Annotated in this window: 19 protein-coding genes and 1 pseudogene; 10 read left to right on the top strand and 10 right to left on the bottom strand. The window is 59.0% G+C overall.

The annotated features are described in order from the left end of the window. Positions 1-95 precede the first annotated feature (95 nt). Positions 96-974, top strand: a complete 879-nt coding sequence (locus tag PMI18_RS26670) for a DMT family transporter (RefSeq protein ID WP_007895314.1) — start codon at positions 96-98, stop codon at positions 972-974. A 42-nt stretch (positions 975-1,016) separates the two neighbouring features. On the opposite strand, the gene PMI18_RS26675 is transcribed toward PMI18_RS26670, so the two are convergent. After that, positions 1,017-2,354, bottom strand: coding sequence for an MFS transporter (locus PMI18_RS26675; protein ID WP_007895313.1), 1,338 nt, complete (start codon positions 2,352-2,354; stop codon positions 1,017-1,019). Positions 2,355-2,844: 490 nt separating this feature from the next. Here PMI18_RS26675 and quiC point away from each other — a divergent pair, with 490 nt between their 5' ends. Both quiC and PMI18_RS26685 read left to right on the top strand, forming a co-directional pair. Then, positions 2,845-4,746, top strand: coding sequence for a 3-dehydroshikimate dehydratase QuiC (gene quiC / locus PMI18_RS26680; protein WP_007895311.1), 1,902 nt, complete (start codon positions 2,845-2,847; stop codon positions 4,744-4,746). A 103-nt stretch (positions 4,747-4,849) separates the two neighbouring features. Further along, a complete protein-coding gene (locus tag PMI18_RS26685; protein ID WP_007895309.1) occupies positions 4,850-5,527 on the top strand; it encodes a TetR family transcriptional regulator in 678 nt (225 codons plus the stop codon). Between the two features lie 75 nt (positions 5,528-5,602). Here the strand turns inward: PMI18_RS26685 and PMI18_RS26690 are convergent, their stop codons facing one another. The 3 genes from PMI18_RS26690 to PMI18_RS26700 form a co-directional block, all read right to left on the bottom strand. After that, a complete protein-coding gene (locus tag PMI18_RS26690; protein ID WP_007895308.1) occupies positions 5,603-6,457 on the bottom strand; it encodes a shikimate dehydrogenase in 855 nt (284 codons plus the stop codon). A gap of 5 nt (positions 6,458-6,462) precedes the next feature. Next, positions 6,463-6,903, bottom strand: coding sequence for a type II 3-dehydroquinate dehydratase (gene aroQ, locus PMI18_RS26695; RefSeq protein WP_007895306.1), 441 nt, complete (start codon positions 6,901-6,903; stop codon positions 6,463-6,465). A 179-nt stretch (positions 6,904-7,082) separates the two neighbouring features. Further along, a complete protein-coding gene (locus PMI18_RS26700; protein WP_007895301.1) occupies positions 7,083-7,994 on the bottom strand; it encodes a LysR family transcriptional regulator in 912 nt (303 codons plus the stop codon). Between the two features lie 262 nt (positions 7,995-8,256). On the opposite strand from PMI18_RS26700, the gene PMI18_RS26705 reads away from it, so the two are divergent. Together PMI18_RS26705 and PMI18_RS26710 are read left to right on the top strand one after the other, a co-directional pair. Then, positions 8,257-8,685, top strand: a complete 429-nt coding sequence (locus PMI18_RS26705) for a hypothetical protein (protein ID WP_007895300.1) — start codon at positions 8,257-8,259, stop codon at positions 8,683-8,685. Continuing rightward, entirely contained in the window at positions 8,682-9,128 is a 447-nt protein-coding gene (locus PMI18_RS26710; RefSeq protein WP_007895299.1) for a DUF2442 domain-containing protein, read from the top strand. Before PMI18_RS26705 ends, PMI18_RS26710 begins: the two co-directional genes overlap by 4 nt. Before the next feature lie 50 nt (positions 9,129-9,178). Here PMI18_RS26710 and trmA read toward each other — a convergent pair whose 3' ends face one another. Together trmA and PMI18_RS26720 are read right to left on the bottom strand one after the other, a co-directional pair. Then, positions 9,179-10,258 carry a tRNA (uridine(54)-C5)-methyltransferase TrmA gene (gene trmA / locus PMI18_RS26715; protein ID WP_007895298.1) on the bottom strand — a complete coding sequence of 360 codons (1,080 nt, stop codon included), beginning with the start codon at positions 10,256-10,258 and terminating at the stop codon, positions 9,179-9,181. Beyond that, a complete protein-coding gene (locus tag PMI18_RS26720) occupies positions 10,255-11,550 on the bottom strand; it encodes an NCS2 family permease (RefSeq protein ID WP_007895297.1) in 1,296 nt (431 codons plus the stop codon). The genes trmA and PMI18_RS26720 overlap by 4 nt, the downstream gene beginning before the upstream one ends. 226 nt (positions 11,551-11,776) lie before the next feature. Between PMI18_RS26720 and PMI18_RS26725 the strand changes: the two genes are divergently transcribed. Then, a complete protein-coding gene (locus tag PMI18_RS26725) occupies positions 11,777-12,232 on the top strand; it encodes a DUF4879 domain-containing protein (RefSeq protein ID WP_007895296.1) in 456 nt (151 codons plus the stop codon). A 67-nt stretch (positions 12,233-12,299) separates the two neighbouring features. After that, entirely contained in the window at positions 12,300-12,851 is a 552-nt protein-coding gene (locus PMI18_RS26730) for a DJ-1 family glyoxalase III (protein ID WP_007895295.1), read from the top strand. Positions 12,852-12,857: 6 nt separating this feature from the next. Here PMI18_RS26730 and PMI18_RS26735 read toward each other — a convergent pair whose 3' ends face one another. From PMI18_RS26735 to PMI18_RS26740, 3 genes and pseudogenes are all read right to left on the bottom strand, one after another. Next, positions 12,858-13,145, bottom strand: coding sequence for a HigA family addiction module antitoxin (locus tag PMI18_RS26735; RefSeq protein WP_007895287.1), 288 nt, complete (start codon positions 13,143-13,145; stop codon positions 12,858-12,860). Between the two features lie 14 nt (positions 13,146-13,159). Continuing rightward, a pseudogene (locus tag PMI18_RS0129255) lies at positions 13,160-13,439 on the bottom strand (type II toxin-antitoxin system RelE/ParE family toxin). 131 nt (positions 13,440-13,570) lie between these two features. Next, positions 13,571-14,809: an MFS transporter gene (locus PMI18_RS26740; RefSeq protein ID WP_007895286.1), complete on the bottom strand. Its 1,239-nt coding sequence runs from the start codon at positions 14,807-14,809 to the stop codon at positions 13,571-13,573. Positions 14,810-15,314: 505 nt separating this feature from the next. Between PMI18_RS26740 and PMI18_RS26745 the strand changes: the two genes are divergently transcribed. From PMI18_RS26745 to PMI18_RS29990, 3 genes are read left to right on the top strand one after another with little or no spacing between them, the layout of a single operon-like run. Beyond that, on the top strand, positions 15,315-16,757 hold the full coding sequence (locus PMI18_RS26745) for a cytochrome ubiquinol oxidase subunit I (protein WP_007895285.1): 1,443 nt from the start codon (positions 15,315-15,317) through the stop codon (positions 16,755-16,757). 3 nt (positions 16,758-16,760) lie between these two features. Continuing rightward, positions 16,761-17,768 carry a cytochrome d ubiquinol oxidase subunit II gene (cydB, locus tag PMI18_RS26750; protein WP_007895284.1) on the top strand — a complete coding sequence of 336 codons (1,008 nt, stop codon included), beginning with the start codon at positions 16,761-16,763 and terminating at the stop codon, positions 17,766-17,768. 51 nt (positions 17,769-17,819) lie between these two features. Beyond that, positions 17,820-17,987, top strand: a complete 168-nt coding sequence (locus tag PMI18_RS29990) for a DUF2474 domain-containing protein (RefSeq protein WP_052967973.1) — start codon at positions 17,820-17,822, stop codon at positions 17,985-17,987. Between the two features lie 69 nt (positions 17,988-18,056). Here the strand turns inward: PMI18_RS29990 and PMI18_RS26755 are convergent, their stop codons facing one another. After that, positions 18,057-19,181 carry a methyltransferase gene (locus PMI18_RS26755; RefSeq protein WP_007895280.1) on the bottom strand — a complete coding sequence of 375 codons (1,125 nt, stop codon included), beginning with the start codon at positions 19,179-19,181 and terminating at the stop codon, positions 18,057-18,059. Positions 19,182-19,294: the final 113 nt, after the last annotated feature.

Genomic DNA, 19,294 nt, shown 5'->3' with positions numbered 1-19,294 from the left:
AATTATTGGAATTCATCTCCCGCAAGGGCAAGAGAGACTCCGTAGGCGCGAGGCTTGCCCGCGAAGCTTTTGATCTCCAGACCCAGGGATAACCCATGACCGTCAGCACCCCGCTTTCCGGTGTCAATCAGCCCTTCAAAGGGATTCTGCTGATCGTCGTCGCCACCTTCCTGTTTTCCAGCCATGACGCTTTGTCGAAATATCTCTCGGGGTTCTATCCCGTCATCATGGTGGTCTGGGCCCGCTATGTGGTTCACACCTTGCTGATGGCGGGGATTTTTCTGCCGCAGTCCGGGCTGCGTGTCCTACGTACCAAACGGCCATTGCTGCAGTTGTTGCGGGCTTTGTGCCTACTGGGGACCAGTTTGCTGTTCACGACTGGTTTGCTGTTCATCCCGTTGGCGGAAGCCACTGCGGTCAATTTTCTCGCACCGGTATTGGTGACGGCGCTGTCGGTGCCACTGCTCGGTGAACGGGTGACGCGCGGCCAATGGCTGGCGGTGATTTGCGGGTTCATCGGGGTGTTGATCATTGTCCATCCCGGCGGCGAACTCTTCACGCCTGCGGTATTGCTACCGTTCTGCTCGGCCCTGTTTTTCTGTTTCTATCAATTGCTCACCCGAAAGCTCAGTGAAATCGACAGTCCGACCACCAGCAATTTTTTTGCAGGGCTCTGCAATACGTTAGTGATGAGCGCGCTGGTGCCGTTCTTCTGGCAAGTCCCAAGCCTGGGTCATGGGTTTTTGATGGTGGCGCTGGGGGCGTGCGGGATGACGGCGCATCTGTTTCTGACTCAGGCCTTCCGTCACGCCGCGCCCGCGCTGTTGGCGCCGTTCGGTTATTGCCAGATTGTCTTTGCGGGTTTGCTGGGCTGGTTGCTGTTTGCCCACACACCGACCCTGACCACGGTGATCGGGATCGCGGTGATTTGTTGCAGCGGGTTGGCGGCAGCGTGGCAACAGCGTAGGCAATAGGAGAGGGCAGGCCTGTAATCAGGCCTGCCCGAGGAAGGGTTTTTACTCGGTGACGGTAGGAATCTTGCGCGGCGCCATGAAGTACATCCAGGTCAGCGCGATGAAGTACATCGCCGGAATCATGGTGAACAGCACGGTGTAGTTGTTGTTGGTGACCGTCAGGATGTGGCCGACCAACTGGGTCATGAACATCCCGCCGATTGCCGCGCACATCCCGCCGAAGCCGAACACCGTGCTCATCATGTGCTTGGGCGTGTAGTCCATCACCAGGCTCCAGATGTTCGCGGTCCAGGCCTGGTGCGCACCGATGGCCAGGGAGATGGCGAACACCGCGAGCCACAGGCTGCTCGAGCCGGCGGCCATGACCACACCGATGATGCAGCAGGCAAACAGGAACATGGACATCAGTCGCGCCTTGATCGGGTTGATCCCGCGGCCGATCAGGAACGAGGACAGGATGCCGCCGCCGACACTGCCGAAGTCAGCCGTGAGGTAGATGATGATCAGCGGGATACCCATCTGGGTCACGTTGATTCCCAGGTTGTATTGCTGATTGAGGAACGGCGGTAGCCAGTACAGGTAGAACCAGAACACAGGCGCGGTCATCGAGTAGGCCAGGGCGAAGGCCCAGGTGCCACGCATACGCAGGATTCGTGAGAACGGTACGCGGGACTGTTCCGGCTCGACTTCCTTCTGGATGTAGTCCAGTTCCGATTGTTTGACGCTCGGATGGTCTTCCGGGTTGAAGTACTTCAGGCCCCAGAACAGCAACCAGATGCCGCCCAGTGCCGCCATGCACAGGAACGCAGCTTGCCAGCCCCAGGCGTGGAGGATCAGCGGCAGCAGCATTGGCGTGAACATCGCGCCGACGTTGGTCCCGGCATTGAAGATGCCGGTGGCCACGGCGCGCTCGCCGGCGGGGAACCACAACCGGGTGGTTTTCACGCAGGCCGGATAATTCGCCGCTTCGGTCAGGCCGAGAATGAACCGGCAGACCATGAAGCCCACCGCCGAAGTGGCCAGGCCATGGGCGCCGGTGGCCAGGCTCCAAAGCAGCACCGCGCAGAAGAACACGCGTTTAACGCCGACCCGGTCGATCAACCGGCCCTGCAGCACGAAGCCGATGGCGTAGCCGACTTGAAACCAGAAGTTGATGTTGGCGTAGTCCATCGCCGTCCAGCTCATTTCCTTGGCCAGGATCGGTTGCATCACGCCCAGGGCGGCGCGGTCGATGTAGTTCAGGGTGGTGGCGAAAAATACCAGCGCCAGCATTCCCCAACGGGTTTTGCCGACGGCCATGGCGCCGCGGATTTTGTCGCCGATGCCGCCAGTGGCGACGCTTTGGGCCGAAGCCACGCGAGAGCTTTGAGAAGGAAACATGTATGTGCCATCCGTTCAATGACTGACAAGCGAGGCTTGTCGGGACTTCAAGGGCGCGTGATCAATCGACGGCACCAGGCGCGGGTGTGATTGATCGGCTGAGGTGTTTTCGTCGGACTGACGACAACGTGTTATTCAGCGAGCGGCACGGTTCGGCCGAGAGGGCACAAGGTTCGGATGGATGCCAAGTACGGCGGGAGGGCGGTGGAGCAAGCAAACAAGGCGTTGAATGAGTGCATGAGCGTGTACCCGTTTTTTGAAATTTTTATGTGGTGTTCAGGGTCTTTGGTAACCGAGTCCATGGGGCGTGACCGGACTCAATGTGGTGTCGATGTTGCGCAGTGGACGAAAAATCGTCAATTCACTAACCGCCATTGTGTTCGATAATCGCCCGCAAAACTAACCGGATAGTACACTTTGAATTGCTGTGTGGATTCGTCAAGCCAATAATTTGCCCAACAAGAATGTCCCCACCACCGGGAGTCGACACATGCAGCGTTCCATTGCCACCGTTTCCTTGAGCGGCACCCTGCCGGAAAAACTCGAAGCCATTGCCGCCGCCGGTTTTGACGGGGTGGAGATTTTCGAGAATGACCTTCTCTACTACGACGGCAGTCCGCGGGAAATCAGACAGATGTGCGCCGATCTCGGGATCGCCATCACGCTGTTTCAACCCTTCCGGGATTTTGAAGGTTGCCGCCGCGATCGCCTGCCGCGCAATCTGGAGCGGGCCGAGCGCAAGTTCGATTTGATGCAGGAACTGGGCACCGACCTAGTGCTGGTGTGCAGCAACGCCTCGGCCGATTCCATCGGTGATGAGCAGATCCTGATTGATGATTTGCACCAGCTCGCCGAACGGGCCGGTATTCGTGGCCTGCGGATCGGTTACGAAGCGCTGGCCTGGGGCCGGCATGTGAACACCTGGCAACAGGTGTGGAACATCGTTCGCCAGGCTGATCATCCGAGCCTCGGCGTGTTGCTGGACAGTTTTCATACGCTGTCACTCAAGGGCGACCCGAGCGCCATCGCCGAGATCCCCGGTGACAAGATTTTCTTCGTGCAAATGGCCGACGCGCCGATCCTGGCCATGGATGTGCTGGAGTGGAGTCGACATTTCCGTTGCTTCCCGGGCCAGGGCGAATTCGATCTGCCGGGCTTCCTCGCGCCAATCATCAAGAGCGGCTACACCGGGCCGCTGTCGCTGGAGATCTTCAACGACGGCTTCCGCGCCGCGCCACCTCGGGCCAATGCCGCCGACGGTTTGCGTTCGCTGCTGTATCTGGAAGAGAAAACCCGCCAACGTCTGGAGCAGGAAACCACGCCTGTGGCCAATCGCGACATTCTGTTCGATACCCCAGGCGCCAGCGAATACAACGGCATCGAGTTCCTTGAATTCGCCGTGGACGAAAGCCTCGGCGCCAAGCTCTCCCATTGGCTCGAACGGCTGGGTTTCGTCAAGGCCGGGCAACACCGCTCCAAAAGTGTCAGCCTGTTGCGTCAGGGCGATATCAACCTGATCCTCAACTCCGAGCCTTACTCCTTCGCCCACAGTTTTTTCGAGGCACATGGCCCATCGCTGTGCGCCACCGCCGTGCGAGTCAAGGACAGCGCCAATGCGCTGGCCCGTGCCGTTGCATACAAGGGCCAGCCCTATCGCGGACTCGTTGGCCCCAATGAGCTGGAACTGGCAGCGGTGCGTGCGCCGGACGGCAGTCTGATTTACCTGGTGGACCAGAACGCCGACGTCTATGGCATCGACTTCAATCTGCAACCGACGGCCGTGGCGAGCGGTGGTCTCAAGCGCATCGACCACATGGCGATGGCGCTACCGGCCGACAGCCTCGACAGTTGGGTGCTGTTCTATAAAAGCCTGCTGGATTTCGAAGCCGACGATGAAGTGGTGCTGCCCGACCCGTATGGTTTGGTGAAGAGTCGCGCATTGCGCAGCCGTTGCAGCTCGATCCGCTTGCCGCTGAACATTTCCGAGAACCGCAACACCGCCATCTCACACGCACTGTCGAGTTATCGCGGTTCCGGCGTGCATCACATCGCTTTCGATTGCGACGACATCTTTGCCGAAGTCAGCCGCGCCAAGGAGGCAGGCGTGCCGCTGCTGGATATCCCGCTCAACTACTACGATGACCTCGCCGCGCGCTTCGATTTCGACGATGAATTCCTCAGCGAGTTGGCGTATTTCAACGTGCTCTATGACCGCGACGCCCAGGGTGGCGAGCTGTTTCATGTGTACACCGAGCCGTTCGAAGGGCGGTTCTTCTTTGAAATCATCCAGCGCAAAAACGACTACGCGGGTTACGGCGCGGCCAACGTCGCGGTGCGACTGGCGGCGATGGCTAAATCGCGAAGTGGTGGCGTACGTCAGGCAAAGTTGTAGGAAAATCGTAAACACGGGTACATAACTGCTGCCTCGCGGCTTCCTTCACTGTGCGCGGCAGCCCATAATCGCCAGCTTGTGCAGTGATGGCCGTGAGCCCGCAATGACAATAATTACAGAACTCTCCGTAGCGCCCGAAAAGCCAATTGCCGAGCCTCGCAAGAGTCGCAAGAACAACCCGGAAAAGACCCGCGAGAACATTCTTCAAGAGGCCATTGTCGAGTTCGTTCAGCAGGGGCTTTCCGGTGCGCGCGTCGATGCAATTGCCGAACGCATCCACACCTCAAAACGCATGATCTATTACTACTTCGGCAGTAAGGAACAGCTCTACGTCGAGGTGCTGGAGAAACTCTACGGGGATATCCGCAGCACCGAGAACCGTCTGCACCTGGCCGAACTGGCGCCTGTGGAGGCGATTCGACGGTTGGTGGAATTCACCTTCGATCACCATGATCGCAACGTCGATTTCGTGCGTATCGTCTGCATCGAGAACATTCACAACGCCGAGTATGTGAAGCGCTCCGATGCGATCAAGGCGATGAATAACACCATCCTCGATTCACTGGGCGAGATTTTGCGTCGTGGCTGCGAAGAAGGTGTATTCCGCACCGACCTCGATCCATTGGATGTGCATCTGCTGATCAGTTCGTTTTGCTTCTATCGCGTGTCGAACCGCCATACCTTCGGTGAGATTTTTCAGATCGACTTGCCGGACGAAAGCATCAAGCAGCGTCATCGGGAGATGATTTGCGAGTCGGTTTTGCGATATCTGCAGGCCTGACGTCTTCGCGGGCAAGCCTCGCTCCTACAGGGCCAGCGGTGATCCCGTAGGAGCGAGGCTTGCCCGCGAAGCTTTTCAACCATTCATGCTCTGAAAATGCGCCAGCATCCGCTGAGCATCCGGTACCACCCCGCTGAACAGTTCAAACGCCTTCACTGCCTGAAACACCGCCATGGTGCCGCCATCCAGGGTGCGGCAACCCAGCGCGCGAGCGTTGCGCAGCAGTTCAGTTTCCAGTGGGAAGTAAACGATCTCCGCGACCCACAATTGCGCCCGAAGCAGCTCCACCGGCACGGGCATGCCCGGCAGTTTTTTCATGCCCATCGGCGTGGTATTCACCAGTCCGTCGGCCTCGGCCATGGTGCTCGCCAAGTCATGGCCGGCAACGGCCCGGCCGAAGCCAAAATGCTGATTGAGGTTGTTCGCCAACGCCTGGGCACGGCTGTTATCCACATCGAAAATGCTCAGCAGCTGTACGCCTTCGCTCAATAGCGCGTGGGCCACTGCCGCGCCTGCGCCACCGGCGCCCATTTGCACCACACGCTCACGGGCAACGTCCTGCAAACCGCGACGAAAACCTTCGGCAAAACCCAGGCAGTCGGTGTTGTGGCCGATGCGTTTACCGTCCTTCAGCACCACCGTGTTCACCGCGCCAATACCGCGGGCTTCCGGCGACAATTCGTCCAGCAACGGGATGATCGTCTGCTTGCACGGGAAGGTGATGTTCAGCCCGGTGAAATTCATCCGTTCGGCGGCCATCAGCAGGTCGGGCAGGGCACTGCTGTCGAGCTTCAATTGATCCAGATCGATCAACCGATACAGGTAACGCAAACCCTGCGCATCGCCTTCATGTTCGTGCAGCGCGGGGGTGCGGGAAGCCTGAATGCCGGCACCGATCAGCCCGGCCAATACCACGGTGTTCTGTGTCATGACGCTTAACCTTTCAAACGTTGGCTGAAATGCGCTAGTGCCAGACGATAGCCGTGGCTGCCAAAACCGCACATGACCGCAGTGGCGATGGACGAAACAAAGGAGTGATGCCGGAAGGGTTCGCGGGCATGGACGTTGGACAGGTGTACTTCGATCACCGGCAGTTCGCTGGCGACCAAGGCATCGCGAATGGCGACCGAGGTGTGAGTCCAGGCGGCCGGATTGATGACGATCCCGGCGCAACGGCCACGGGCGGCGTGAATCCAGTCGAGCAGTTCGCCTTCATGGTTGGTCTGGCGAAATTCCACTGCCAGGCCGAACTCTTCGGCTGCACGACCGCACAGCGCTGAAATGTCCGCCAGGGTTTCGTGGCCATAAGTCGCCGGTTCACGGGTACCCAGCAGGTTCAGGTTCGGACCGTTGAGCACCAGAACGATAGGGGACATCGGATTTCTCCACATATTATTTTTGGCATTGGCCGAGGGTTTCAGCCTGTGGGGAGAAATTGTACTAACTGGTTAATAAGGTCAATTGAAGAGGGCGTCGAGTCTGGATTATTTGTGCGGTGATCGGACAGATACAAAAAGATCGCAGCCTTCCGGCAGTTCCTACAGGTGCGATCTTTTCAGCGAGGCAGATGCTCAACCAGAAAATCGATAAACGCTCTTAGCCGCAACGGCACATGGCGGCTTTGCGGATACAGCAGAGTGAAAGGGCGGGAGCGTCCGCCATAGGGCTTGAGCACTTCCACCAGCGAACCGTCCGCCAGTTCCTTTTCGACGATGAAGCGATAGGTTTGAAAGATTCCGGCACCGCTTTTTGCCAGCGTCACGCCACCCAATACGTCATCGGAACAGCAGTAGTTGCCCTCGGCAAGAATCTCCAGCGCCACATCGTTGTCGTTGAACAGCCAGGCAATCCGCCGCCCACTGCTGGGCAGTTCGTACTGGATGCATTCGTGCTGAGCCAAGTCATCCAGGGTCTGCGGGGTGCCGGCGCGCTTCAGGTAATCAGGGCTGGCAATCATCACCAGCGCGGCGTCCTCCAACGGTCGGGCAATCAGCCCTGAGTCGGGAATGGCCCGCACACGGATTGCCATGTCATAGCCTTCGCCGACGAAATCGATGTTGCGATTGCTGATATGCGCCTCGACTTTCACGGCGGGAAAGCGCGCCCGAAACGCAGGCAGCAAGGGCAGGATTCGATGATGGGCATAGGTCGTGGGAATGCTGATGCGCAAAGTGCCGGAAGGTTCTTGCTGCTGCCCCATCACCTCGCGCTGGGCCTCGACCAGTTGTGCGAGAGCCTCGCGACACTCTTCGAAATAACGCCGGCCACTGTCGGTCAGCTTGACGTTGCGGGTGGTACGCGCAAACAGCCGCACACCCAAACGTTCTTCCATGCGCGACACCGAGCGGCTGACGGCGGCCGGGGTCACGCCTGCCACCAGGGCTGCGGCGGTAAAGCTGCCGGCTTCGGCGGCCAGGCAAAACAGTTCGATGCTGCCCAACTGAAGATCGTCGAAATGTCGCTGCATGATTGATTACACCGGGAATCAAATGAAGTATCAGAGTTTGTATTTATCAAATAAGAGCGCACAAATACAGGGCCAGGTTCAGCACCGGCCAATGTTGGTAATGAAAGGATTGCTTACTCTTTTCTGCCTTGATCGGCAGAACCCTATCGACCTGGAACGCTAGGCTCAAACGTGGCCGGTTGATCGCTCGATCAGCGCCAGTTATCGGATTCTTCAAGGAATGGTGAATCTTCAGACTCTATAACCTAACTGATGGGTTAGCATGAATGTATGCCGCTACAAAGGGTTTTCACTGGTGGTCATGTTGCGTGATGAGCATTGCCCGCCACATGTTCACGTCGATGCAGGTACATGGAGCGCACGCTTCAGATTCAGCTTCTGGCACAACGGCGTCGAGCTCTGGGATGTCGTCCCTCATTCGCATCGACCTCCTCTGGCTGTGCTGGAGGGATTGCGTCAGGCGCTCAGGCAACCTGCCCATTTACGGCGAGCTCGTGGCATCTGGTGGAACAAATTGCAGACGGCCTGCCTCGACAATCAGTTATGGGATTGGCAGGGCAATGAAGTGGTCGTGATGAAGTGGATTGGCAGCACGACTTACATGATTGGTTCGGCTCGCTATGAGCCGGAGAGCAACAAGACCCTGCTGAGCCTGATGGGAGCACCAGAAGGCGTGGAGATCGAATTATGAAAACGATAAGCGCAAAAATGCAGGTCGATCACCCCGTGACCGAAGGCGCTCTGGACGAAGCGATCGAGCGTGGTGGGGCACGCCGTCGTGCCGGATTGAATGCAACGACGGTGATCTTTCTTGATCCATGTCTCGCCGTCGGCTTTGAGGATGGCAGCGGTGTTTTGTTACCGGTGAAAAACTATCCGGAATTCGATGGTTTTGAGACCGAGGATTTCGCCGGACTGAAAGTCGGTTTCGCCGGAGCCGCACTTTGTCACGAAGACAAGGATCTGCAGGTGTCCATCGCCGGCTTGATCTCGGCGAGCAAACCGCTGATGGATATGGCCGCCTCGGTGATCGCATCGCGCAATGGTCGTCAGAGCAGCGCAGCCAAGGCCGAGGCTGCGCGGGCCAATGGCAAGAAGGGGGGGCGCCCGCGCAAGACCGATGTGGCGCTTTGATCACCCACAAAAAAGCCGTCCTGTGGACGGCTGATTGGTGGAGGCTGCGATCAACGACGGGTCAACAACACCCCGGATTCCATGTGATGGGTCCATGGAAACTGGTCGAACATCGCGCATTGGGTAATGCGGTGAGTGTCGTGCAACTGGGCGATGTTGGCCGCGAGGGTTTCCGGGTTGCAGGAAATGTAGAGGATGTTGTCGAAGCGCCGGGTCAGTTCACAAGTGTCCGGGTCCATGCCGGCGCGGGGCGGGTCGACGAACACGCTACCGAATTCGTAGCTCTTGAGGTCGATGCCGTGCAGGCGACGGAACGGGCGAACTTCGTTCAGGGCTTCGGTCAGTTCTTCAGCAGACAAACGCACCAGCGTGACATTACCCACCGCGTTTTCACTCAGGTTGCTGAGCGCTGCGTTGACCGACGTCTTGCTGATTTCGGTGGCAAGCACTTTGCGCACGCGGGTCGCTAGCGGCAGGGTGAAGTTGCCGTTGCCGCAATACAACTCCAGCAAATCGTCGGGGCGATCGCCGAGGGCGTCATACGCCCAGTTGAGCATCTTCTGGTTCACCGTGCCGTTGGGTTGGGTGAACGCGCCTTCCGGCTGGCGATAGCTGAAGGTACGGCCGCCAACTTCGAGTTTTTCGACCACGTAATCGTGGCCGATCACTTCGCGTTTGCCCTTCGAGCGACCAATGATGCTGACGTTCAGGTCGGCGGCCAGTTTCGACGCGGCCGCGTGCCAGTGCTCGTCCAGCGGGCGGTGATAGCACAGGGTGATCATCGCATCGCCGGCCAGGGTGGTGAGGAACTCCACCTGAAACAGCTTGTGGCTCAGGGCCGCACTCGCTTGCCACGCCGCCTTGAGCTGCGGCATCAACTGGTTGATGCGCAGGCTGGCGATCGGGAACTCTTCGATCAGGATCGGCGTGCGTTTGTCTTCCTGGGAAAACATCGCGTAGTGGCGCTCGCCGGCTTCACGCCACAGGCGGAATTCGGCACGCAGGCGGAAGTTCTTCAGCGGCGAATCGAACACCGCAGGTTCGGGTGCATCGAACGGGGCCAGCAGGTCACGCAGGCGTGTGACCTTTTCTTCGAGCTGGACGGCGTAAGCCTGGGAATCAAAAGTCATGCGTTGAACCAACCCAACTTGATCACGAACAGAATCGACAGAATCACCAGCGCCGAATTCAATTCACGGCCGCGACCGGACAACAGCTTGATGGCCGTCCAGGAGATGAAACCGAAGGCGATGCCGTTGGCGATGGAATATGTGAATGGCATGGCCAGGGCGGTGACCACGACCGGTGCGGCGACGGTGATGTCGTCCCAGTCTATTTCCGCCAGGCCGGATGTCATCAGTACGGCGACGAACAGCAACGCAGGCGCGGTGGCGAAGGCTGGAACGCTGGCCGCCAATGGTGAGAAGAACAGCGCCAGCAGGAACAGAATCGCAACCACGATGGCGGTCAGGCCGGTGCGGCCACCGGCACTCACGCCGGCTGCGGATTCGATGTAGCTGGTGGTGGTGGAGGTGCCCAGCAAGGAGCCAGCCATGGCCGCGGTACTGTCGGCGATCAGGGCGCGGCCCATTTTCGGCATGTGGCCGTCCTTGCCCATCAGGCCGGCGCGCTTGGCGACGCCGATCAGGGTGCCGGAGTTGTCGAACAGGTCGACGAACAGGAAGGCGAAGATCACGCTGACCAGACCGATGTCCAGTGCGCCTTTGATGTCCAGTTGCAGGAAGGTCGGTGCCAGCGACGGCGGCATCGACATCACGCCACCGAACGGGGTGAAGCCCAACAGGATGGAGACGATGGTCACCGACAGAATACCGATCAGCACCGCGCCACGGACTTTCAGGGCCTCTAGGGCGACGATCAGGGCAAAGCCGAGGGTCGCGAGAATCGGTGCCGGTTGCTTCAGGTCGCCGAGGCCGACCATGGTCGCCGGGTTGCTGACGACGATGCCGGCGTTGTGCAGGGCAATCAGCGCCAGGAACAGGCCGATACCGGCGGCAATCGCCGAGCGTAGCGCCAGCGGGATGCTGTTGATGATCCATTCGCGGATGCGGAAGATCGACAGCAGGAAAAACATCACCGCCGAGATGAACACCGCGCCCAACGCCACTTGCCAGGTGTGGCCCATGTGCAGGACCACGGTGTAGGTAAAGAAGGCGTTCAGGCCCATGCCCGGCGCGAGGGCGATCGGGTAGTTGGCGATCAGGCCCATGGTCGCCGAGCCGATGGCAGCTGCCAGACAGGTGGCGACAAACACCGCACCCTTGTCCATGCCGGTCTCGCCGAGGATGCTCGGGTTGACGAACAGAATGTAGGCCATGGCCAAAAAAGTCGTGACGCCCGCCAGAATCTCGGTCCGCACGTTGGTGTTGTGTGCCTTGAGTTGAAACAGCCTTTCCAGCATGTCTGCTCCCCGTGGCGCGCCCGGCGCCGTGAATGTATCGACCTCAACAGCAAAGCACAGGCCGCAGCAGGCGCCTGGGTATTTTCTGTGGGTCGGAAAAAGCCGCGCATCATACCAGCAGCGTGGGGCTATGGCTGCTTATGGCTGCGATCGTCGTCGATGTTTTGCATAAAACGGAACTGCGCCATACTGCGCGCTGTTTTTTTGGGGGAGGGAGGGGGTAGATATGTATTGCATTAATAAGCGTGTGATTGCGGCATTTGGACTGCTGCTCAGCTGTTTCATCGGAGCGCAAACAGCCTCTGCGGCCATGGCTCAACCGTTGAGCCAGGTGAAGGTGCTCAAGGTCGAATCGCCATCCTGTGGATTTGAAAGTATTGCGGACGGCCAGGCGCAAACCCGTTGCGACCACAAAGGGCCAAACATCAAGGTGTATGTGCTGGAGGTCGGCTACGGCCGTGCAGCCCATGTCGCACTGGACGGTTTCGAGGTGAACGGCACCCGCACCCCTGTCTGTGCTTTTGATACCGGCAACCTGACCGAGTGCTCCGCCGGGAAAAAAACCGTCGGCTATCTGTACATCTTCGACCTGGCGGGCAAGCAGGACGGCACCTTCACGTTCAGCAACACTTCGATCAATGCGCCGGGCAACACGCTGTCGACGCAGCTTTACATCAAGTAACGGCTGGCCTCGAACAAGGGTCAGGAAAGCTGACTACGCTTTAAAGATCATCCTGTGGACCGCGCCCATGACCTTTAGAGCCCTGATTACCCTCGCCGAGGGCATCGACGATCTGCAAACCGTGACCCTGATCGATGTGCTGCGCCGCGCCAAGGTTGAAGTGGTGGTGGCCAGCATCGAGGCACGGCGTATGCTCACCTGCGCTCGCGGCACCCGTTTGACCGCCGATGCGATGTTGGTGGATTTACTGGCCCAACCCTTCGACCTGATCGTTCTGCCTGGCGGTGCGGTAGGGGCGCAGCATTTGGCGGCCCACCAACCCTTGCAACAATTGATCAAGGACCAGGCCGCCGCCGGGCGCCGGTTCGCCGGTATTGCCGAATCTCCGGCACTGGCGCTGCAAACCTTTGGCGTTTTGCGCCAGCGGCGCATGACTTGCCTGCCCACGGTCAGCAATCAACTGTCGGGTTGCAACTTCATCGATCAACCGGTGGTGGTCGATGGCAACTGCATCACTGCTCAGGGCTCGGGCGCCGCGTTGGAGTTTGCGCTGACACTGGTGGAGCAACTCTGCGGCAAAGCCACGCGGTCGACGGTGGCGGGGGAGTTGGTGGTTTAGTGAATGTCAGGCGTGGATAGCAATCGGTTCGATGAAGGGGGGCTCACGCTGCTCCGCTTGCCAGAGATCATAGTCGGTCTGAACCCCTAACCACATCCGGGCCTTACCGATTCCAGCCCGCTCCAGACGTACCGCCAGGTCCGGACTGATGGGCGCATGGCCGTGCAGTACTCGCGAAAGATGCGGGCGGGCGAATCCAAGGTGCCTGGCCAGTTCGGTGACGCTGACACCAAGCTCGGGCAATACATCCATCAAGAGTGTTTCGCCAGGGTGTGGCGGGTTGTGCATGGGCATGGTCCTGCCTCCTGTCAGTGGTAATCCAGATAGTCGACCAGTTCGATATCCGAACCAATAAAACGAAAAATAACCCGCCAGTTCCCCGAAATGCTGAGTGACCAATATTCGATCAGATCGCCCTTGAGCGGATGTAATCGCCATCCCGGAAGGTCGAGGTCGTCGGGGGCCACTGCGCGATCCATGAACTGCAGCATGCGAGCCAGACGTTTCGCATGATCTGCTCGAATCCCACGAGTCGAACCGGTTTCGTAGAAGCCACGAAAGGCCTTTGTGCTGAAAGGATTTGATCATGCTCGAAGTGTAAGGCGATACATTACACTTGATGCACTATCTATGTATTGCACTTGGTCGGAGAATTTATGCTTTGTGCTGATTTCCAGTCTTTTGGAAGTAGGTAGGGGACTTCCGTATCCTGAGCTACATCAGGCCCTGACCTCTTCCACCGGCACATGCATGCGGTCGCGGTTGGCCAGGGTCGGGAACAGTTTGACCCAGGCCCCGGTCACCATCAGCGTGCCGATGCCGCCCATGACCACTGCCGGCACGGTGCCGAACCAGTGGGCCGTCAGGCCTGATTCGAACTCGCCGAGCTGATTTGAAGCGCCGATGAACAAGCCATTCACAGCGCTGACCCGGCCGCGCATCTCGTCCGGGGTTTCCAGTTGCACGAATGAGGCGCGGATCACCATGCTGATCATGTCCGCTGCGCCCAATACCACCAGCACGGCGAGAGAGAACCAGAACGAAGTCGACAGGCCGAAAGCGATGGTCGCCACGCCGAATACACCCACGGCCGTGAACATCACCCGCCCGACGTTGCGCTCCACGGCAAATCGCGCCAGAAACAGCGACATCAGCAGCGCACCGACTGCAGGGGCCGAACGCAGCAGGCCCAAGCCCCACGGGCCAGTCAGCAGAATATCCTTGGCGAACACCGGCAGCAGCGCGGTCGCGCCACCCAGCAGGACGGCAAACAGATCCAGGGAAATCGCCCCGAGAATGTCCGGGCGGCTGCGAATGAAGCGGATGCCAGCCAGCAGCGAATCCAGGGTGGCCTTGCCCTTGTTCAGCGGTGTCTGCCGGGCCGGAAGGTTGAGCATCAGTGCACAAGCGATGAGGTAAAGGATCACCGTCGGGCCATACACCCAGACGCTGCCGAAGGCGTAGAGCAAACCGCCCAGCGCCGGGGCGACAATGGTTGCCGATTGTTGTGCAGATTGCGCGGCGGCAACGGCACGGGGAAATAACGCGCTGGGCACGATGCTCGGCAGCAATGCCTGAGTCGTCGGCATTTCGAAGGAGCGGGCGGCGCCGAGCAGGAACGCGAGGATGAAGATCATCTCCCGGGTGACATGGTCGGTCGCGCTGCCGATGGCCAGTGACAGGGCGATCAGCGCTTGCAGTGACTGACAGATCGCCGCGACCTTGCGCCGGTCATAGCGGTCCGCGACATGCCCGGTGTGCAGCATGAACAACACTCGAGGGGCAAATTCCACCAGCCCCACCAGGCCCAGATCGAGCACATTGCCCGTTAGTTGATACAGATTCCAGCCAATGGCCACGGTCAACATCTGAAAACCGCTGGCGGTAAATACCCGAGCCAGCCAGAACGCGATAAACGGGCGATGATGACGTAACAGCAGGGGCGCTTGGTTGGGCATCTGAAGGCAGGTCTGAGCGAGGGGAAGGGCGAGATTATCACCAACCTGTAACCAGAAGTTGCAGGGCTGAGAAATTTAGTTAGCTAGACACCGATCTACAGAGCATACGAAATCCCTGTGGCGAGGGGGCTTGCCCCCGTTGGGCTGCGAAGCGGCCCCAGACCTTTACGACTGCTGCGCAGCCGAACGGGGGCAAGCCCCCTCGCCACAGTTAATTCACTCATCTAAAAATGTATTGCAACGCATGACCAAACCCATGAGGCAACCTGTCACGCGGCAATAGACCACACCGTCCATCGGCAAAAATGCGACTACTCTTTCAACGTTGCTTGATCCAGATCAAGACCCTTCGTGGAAATGATCCGGCGGCCAGATGGCCAGATTCCCTACGTTGTGATGATGGTAAAAAAAGAACGAATTCGAATTCGCCACACTCCATATCCGTGGGGGCAGTGGGTGTAGGCCGCCAAGCCTTCAGCCGGTATTACCTGACAGAGGAAGACTTATGTTCGGTTTGGAGGCACTTGATCTCGCCCGGATTCAGTTCGCGTTCACCATTTCGTTTCACATCCTGTTCCCGGCCATCACCATTGGTCTGGCGAGTTACCTGGCGGTGCTCGAAGGCTTGTGGCTGAAAACGCACAACGACACTTACCGCGATCTGTACCATTTCTGGTCGAAGATTTTTGCCGTCAACTTCGGCATGGGCGTGGTTTCCGGTTTGGTCATGGCCTATCAGTTCGGCACCAACTGGAGCCGTTTCTCGGACTTCGCCGGTTCGGTGACCGGGCCGTTGCTGACCTATGAAGTGCTCACCGCCTTCTTCCTCGAAGCCGGTTTCCTCGGCGTCATGCTGTTCGGCTGGAACAAGGTCGGGCGCAAGCTGCACTTCTTCGCTACCGTCATGGTGGCCATCGGCACCCTTATTTCTACCTTCTGGATCTTGGCCTCCAACAGCTGGATGCAGACCCCGCAAGGCTACGAGATCGTCAACGGCCAGGTCATTCCGGTGGACTGGCTGGCGATTATCTTCAACCCGTCGTTCCCCTACCGCCTGATGCACATGGCCACGGCGGCATTCGTTGCGACCGCCTTCTTCGTCGGTTCGTCGGCGGCCTGGCACTTGCTACGCGGCAAGGACAACCCGGCGATTCGCACCATGCTCTCGATGGCGATGTGGATGGCGCTGATCGTGGCGCCGATTCAGGCAGTTATCGGTGACTTCCACGGCCTCAACACCCTCAAGCATCAGCCGGCGAAAATCGCTGCGATCGAAGGCCACTGGGAAAACCACGGTGATGAACCGACGCCGCTGATTCTGTTCGGCTGGCCGGACATGAAGGCCGAGAAAACCAAGTTCGCGGTAGAAATTCCGTACCTCGGCAGCCTGATCCTGACTCACTCCCTGGACAAACAGGTGCCGGCGCTCAAGGAGTTCCCGCCTGAAGACCGGCCGAATTCGACCATCGTGTTCTGGTCGTTCCGGATCATGGTCGGTCTGGGCATGCTGATGATCTTCACCGGTTTGTGGAGCCTGTGGCTGCGCAAACGCGACAAGCTGTATACCTCGCGGCCGTTCTTGTACCTGGCGCTGTGGATGGGGCCGTCTGGCCTGATCGCGATCCTCGCCGGCTGGTTCACCACTGAAATCGGCCGTCAGCCGTGGGTGGTTTATGGGTTGATGCGCACGGCGGATGCGTCCTCCGGGCACAGCTTCGTGCAGATGAGCATCACGTTGATCATGTTCGTTGTGGTGTATTTCGCGCTGTTCGGTGCCGGTCTTGGTTACATGATGCGTCTGGTGCGCAAAGGGCCGAAGATCGACGAAGGCAAGGAAACCAACGAAGGTGGTCCTGGCCAGAAGCGCACACCGGCCCGTCCGTTGTCCGCAGCCGATGACGATGGCACCGAAGCTGATAACAGCCCTAGCCTGACCAAGGAGATTTGAATCATGGGTATTGATCTTCCGCTGATCTGGGCCGTGATCATCATCTTCGGCATCATGATGTACGTGGTCATGGACGGCTTCGACCTGGGAATCGGCATTCTCTTCCCGTTCATCAAGGGCAAGAGTGATCGTGACGTCATGATGAACACCGTCGCCCCGGTCTGGGACGGCAACGAAACCTGGCTGGTGCTGGGAGGCGCGGCATTGTTCGGCGCTTTCCCGCTGGCCTATTCGGTGGTGCTATCGGCGTTGTACCTGCCGCTGATTTTTATGCTGATCGGGTTGATTTTCCGCGGTGTGGCCTTCGAGTTCCGCTTCAAGGCCAAGGATGACAAGCGCCACCTGTGGGACAAGGCCTTCATCGGTGGCTCGATCGCCGCAACGTTCTTCCAGGGCGTGGCATTGGGTGCGTTCATCGATGGGCTGCCGGTGGTCAACCGTCAGTTCGCCGGCGGTTCACTCGATTGGCTGACACCGTTCACGATGTTCTGCGGCGCGGCGCTGGTGGTGGCTTATGCGCTGCTCGGTTGCACGTGGCTGATCATGAAAACCGAAGGCAAGCTGCAGGAACAGATGCATGATCTGGCGCGGCCATTGGCTTTCGTGTTGCTGGCGGTGATTGGCATTGTCAGCATCTGGACGCCATTGGCCCATGCCGAGATCGCCGCGCGCTGGTTCACGCTACCGAATCTGTTCTGGTTCTTGCCGGTGCCAATTCTGGTGCTGGTGACCCTGTACGGTCTGATTCGCGCGGTGGCCCGCAATGCGCATTACACGCCATTCCTGCTGACTCTGGTGCTGATCTTCCTCGGTTACAGCGGTCTGGGTATCAGCCTGTGGCCGAACATCGTGCCGCCGTCGATCTCGATCTGGGACGCCGCCGCACCGCCGCAAAGCCAGGGCTTCATGCTGGTGGGCACGCTGTTCATCATCCCGTTCATCCTGGGTTACACCTTCTGGAGCTACTACGTATTCCGCGGCAAGGTGACCCACGAAGATGGTTACCACTAGCGACTACGGCGCAGAATTGATACCTGCGCCGTTGCAGAGGAGAAAGCGATGATGGCTGGAAAACCTGATTTGCAGGAAATCGAAGCCGCCGAGAAAAAGCCGCTCTGGCAGCGACTCGGCTGGCTGGCGATGATCTGGACCGGCAGCGTCGTGGCACTGTTCATTGTGGCCTCGCTGATGCGCATGTTCATGAATGCCGCCGGTTTGAGCACCCACTGAAATTCCCATCCCGTTGCCTTGCGGCACGGATTTACAACCCTCCTCTGATGGAGGGTTTTTTTTACGTATTTATTTACGTGCTTTGAGAATCACGAACTTGGGGGTGGCCGCGACTTGTTCGACGCCGCGGAACAACCGCGCCAGCTTACTGTGATAACCCAGGTGACGATTGCCGACGATGTACAGCGCACCGCCCACCACCAACGATTCACGCGCCTGCTGGAACATCCGCCAGGCCAGGAAATCGCCGACCACTTGCTGTTGGTGAAACGGCGGATTGCACAGCACTACATCCAGGGATTGAGGTTCCTGCTCTGCCAAACCATCGCCGGCCCGCACGATCACGTCACGATCGCCCAGCGCCACGCGCCAGTTCTCAGCGGCCGATTGCACCGCCATGAACGATTCATCCACCAGTGTGTAGTGGGCCTCAGGGTTTTGCAGGGCACTGGCAATCGCCAGCACACCGTTGCCACACCCCAGATCGGCAACTCGCGCTGCACCGAGGTTCTTCGGCAAGTGCGGCAAAAAGGCCCGCGTGCCGATATCCAGCCCTTCGCGGCAGAACACATTGGCGTGATTGAGCAGTTCGATCGCAGGGGCGTCGAGTCGATAGCGGGTCGGGTAGGGGGAGACAGCAGGGGCTTTGGCTTCGGCTGTGGCGATCAGCAGCCGAGCCTTCTTCACGGCAAGCGAGGCTTGCACCGGGCCGATGTAACGATCCAGCAGATCGCCCGCAGCGCGTGGCAAATGCTTCACCATCGCGGCCGCAATCACTTGAGCGCCGGGAGCCAATTGCCCTTGTAGCCTGATCAGTTGCTCTTCCAGCAGGGCCAGGGTTTTCGGTACCCGGATCAATACCCGGTCGAACGGCCCGATGAACGCTTCGCTGGCGGGCACTTTCGGAACTGCATCAAACGCCTGGCCGTTACGTATCAGGTTCTTTTCCAGTCCCTGAAATGCCAGAAACGAATCGCCGCTGCTGGTCACCCGAACCTTGCCCACCAGGCTGGCGGCCAGAGCACCGAAGCTGTCGTTGAGCACCAGCACGCGGGTATCGGCTGCCGGTTGTTGCACGGCCAAATGAGTCAGCAGGTATTCGTCTGCGGCATCAAATGCTTGCAACGGTTCGTTCTGCTGTTCGGGCTGGCGGATCAGATCGAGTTGAGCGAAGGGGGTTTCGAGCAGAGGCATGAGGCAAGGGGGCTCTGGGTAGTCAACGGAGGATAATCATCGAATGGCCCGTCGCTCAGGGGCGTCGTAGCGGGCAGAACCATCCGAGCGGACTGCGTCGTGGAATGTCACAC

It is taken from the genome of Pseudomonas sp. GM102 (assembly GCF_000282555.1).
Taxonomy (GTDB): domain Bacteria; phylum Pseudomonadota; class Gammaproteobacteria; order Pseudomonadales; family Pseudomonadaceae; genus Aquipseudomonas.
The sequence above is the reverse complement of the archived record's forward strand: the minus strand, read 5'-3'. Positions and strand labels throughout refer to the sequence as shown.

Coding starts and splice junctions, on each gene's coding strand:
- aroQ (WP_007895306.1), bottom strand. CDS start 6,903: ATGTCCCCTATCGTTCTGGTGCTCAACGGTCCGAACCTGAACCTGCTG.
- PMI18_RS26720 (WP_007895297.1), bottom strand. CDS start 11,550: ATGCTGGAAAGGCTGTTTCAACTCAAGGCACACAACACCAACGTGCGG.
- PMI18_RS26755 (WP_007895280.1), bottom strand. CDS start 19,181: ATGCCTCTGCTCGAAACCCCCTTCGCTCAACTCGATCTGATCCGCCAG.
- PMI18_RS26745 (WP_007895285.1), top strand. CDS start 15,315: ATGTTCGGTTTGGAGGCACTTGATCTCGCCCGGATTCAGTTCGCGTTC.
- PMI18_RS26710 (WP_007895299.1), top strand. CDS start 8,682: ATGAAAACGATAAGCGCAAAAATGCAGGTCGATCACCCCGTGACCGAA.
- PMI18_RS29990 (WP_052967973.1), top strand. CDS start 17,820: ATGGCTGGAAAACCTGATTTGCAGGAAATCGAAGCCGCCGAGAAAAAG.
- PMI18_RS26670 (WP_007895314.1), top strand. CDS start 96: ATGACCGTCAGCACCCCGCTTTCCGGTGTCAATCAGCCCTTCAAAGGG.
- PMI18_RS26705 (WP_007895300.1), top strand. CDS start 8,257: ATGAATGTATGCCGCTACAAAGGGTTTTCACTGGTGGTCATGTTGCGT.
- PMI18_RS26740 (WP_007895286.1), bottom strand. CDS start 14,809: ATGCCCAACCAAGCGCCCCTGCTGTTACGTCATCATCGCCCGTTTATC.
- PMI18_RS26725 (WP_007895296.1), top strand. CDS start 11,777: ATGTATTGCATTAATAAGCGTGTGATTGCGGCATTTGGACTGCTGCTC.
- PMI18_RS26685 (WP_007895309.1), top strand. CDS start 4,850: ATGACAATAATTACAGAACTCTCCGTAGCGCCCGAAAAGCCAATTGCC.
- PMI18_RS26730 (WP_007895295.1), top strand. CDS start 12,300: ATGACCTTTAGAGCCCTGATTACCCTCGCCGAGGGCATCGACGATCTG.
- quiC (WP_007895311.1), top strand. CDS start 2,845: ATGCAGCGTTCCATTGCCACCGTTTCCTTGAGCGGCACCCTGCCGGAA.
- PMI18_RS26700 (WP_007895301.1), bottom strand. CDS start 7,994: ATGCAGCGACATTTCGACGATCTTCAGTTGGGCAGCATCGAACTGTTT.
- PMI18_RS26675 (WP_007895313.1), bottom strand. CDS start 2,354: ATGTTTCCTTCTCAAAGCTCTCGCGTGGCTTCGGCCCAAAGCGTCGCC.
- trmA (WP_007895298.1), bottom strand. CDS start 10,258: ATGACTTTTGATTCCCAGGCTTACGCCGTCCAGCTCGAAGAAAAGGTC.
- PMI18_RS26690 (WP_007895308.1), bottom strand. CDS start 6,457: ATGACACAGAACACCGTGGTATTGGCCGGGCTGATCGGTGCCGGCATT.
- cydB (WP_007895284.1), top strand. CDS start 16,761: ATGGGTATTGATCTTCCGCTGATCTGGGCCGTGATCATCATCTTCGGC.
- PMI18_RS26735 (WP_007895287.1), bottom strand. CDS start 13,145: ATGCCCATGCACAACCCGCCACACCCTGGCGAAACACTCTTGATGGAT.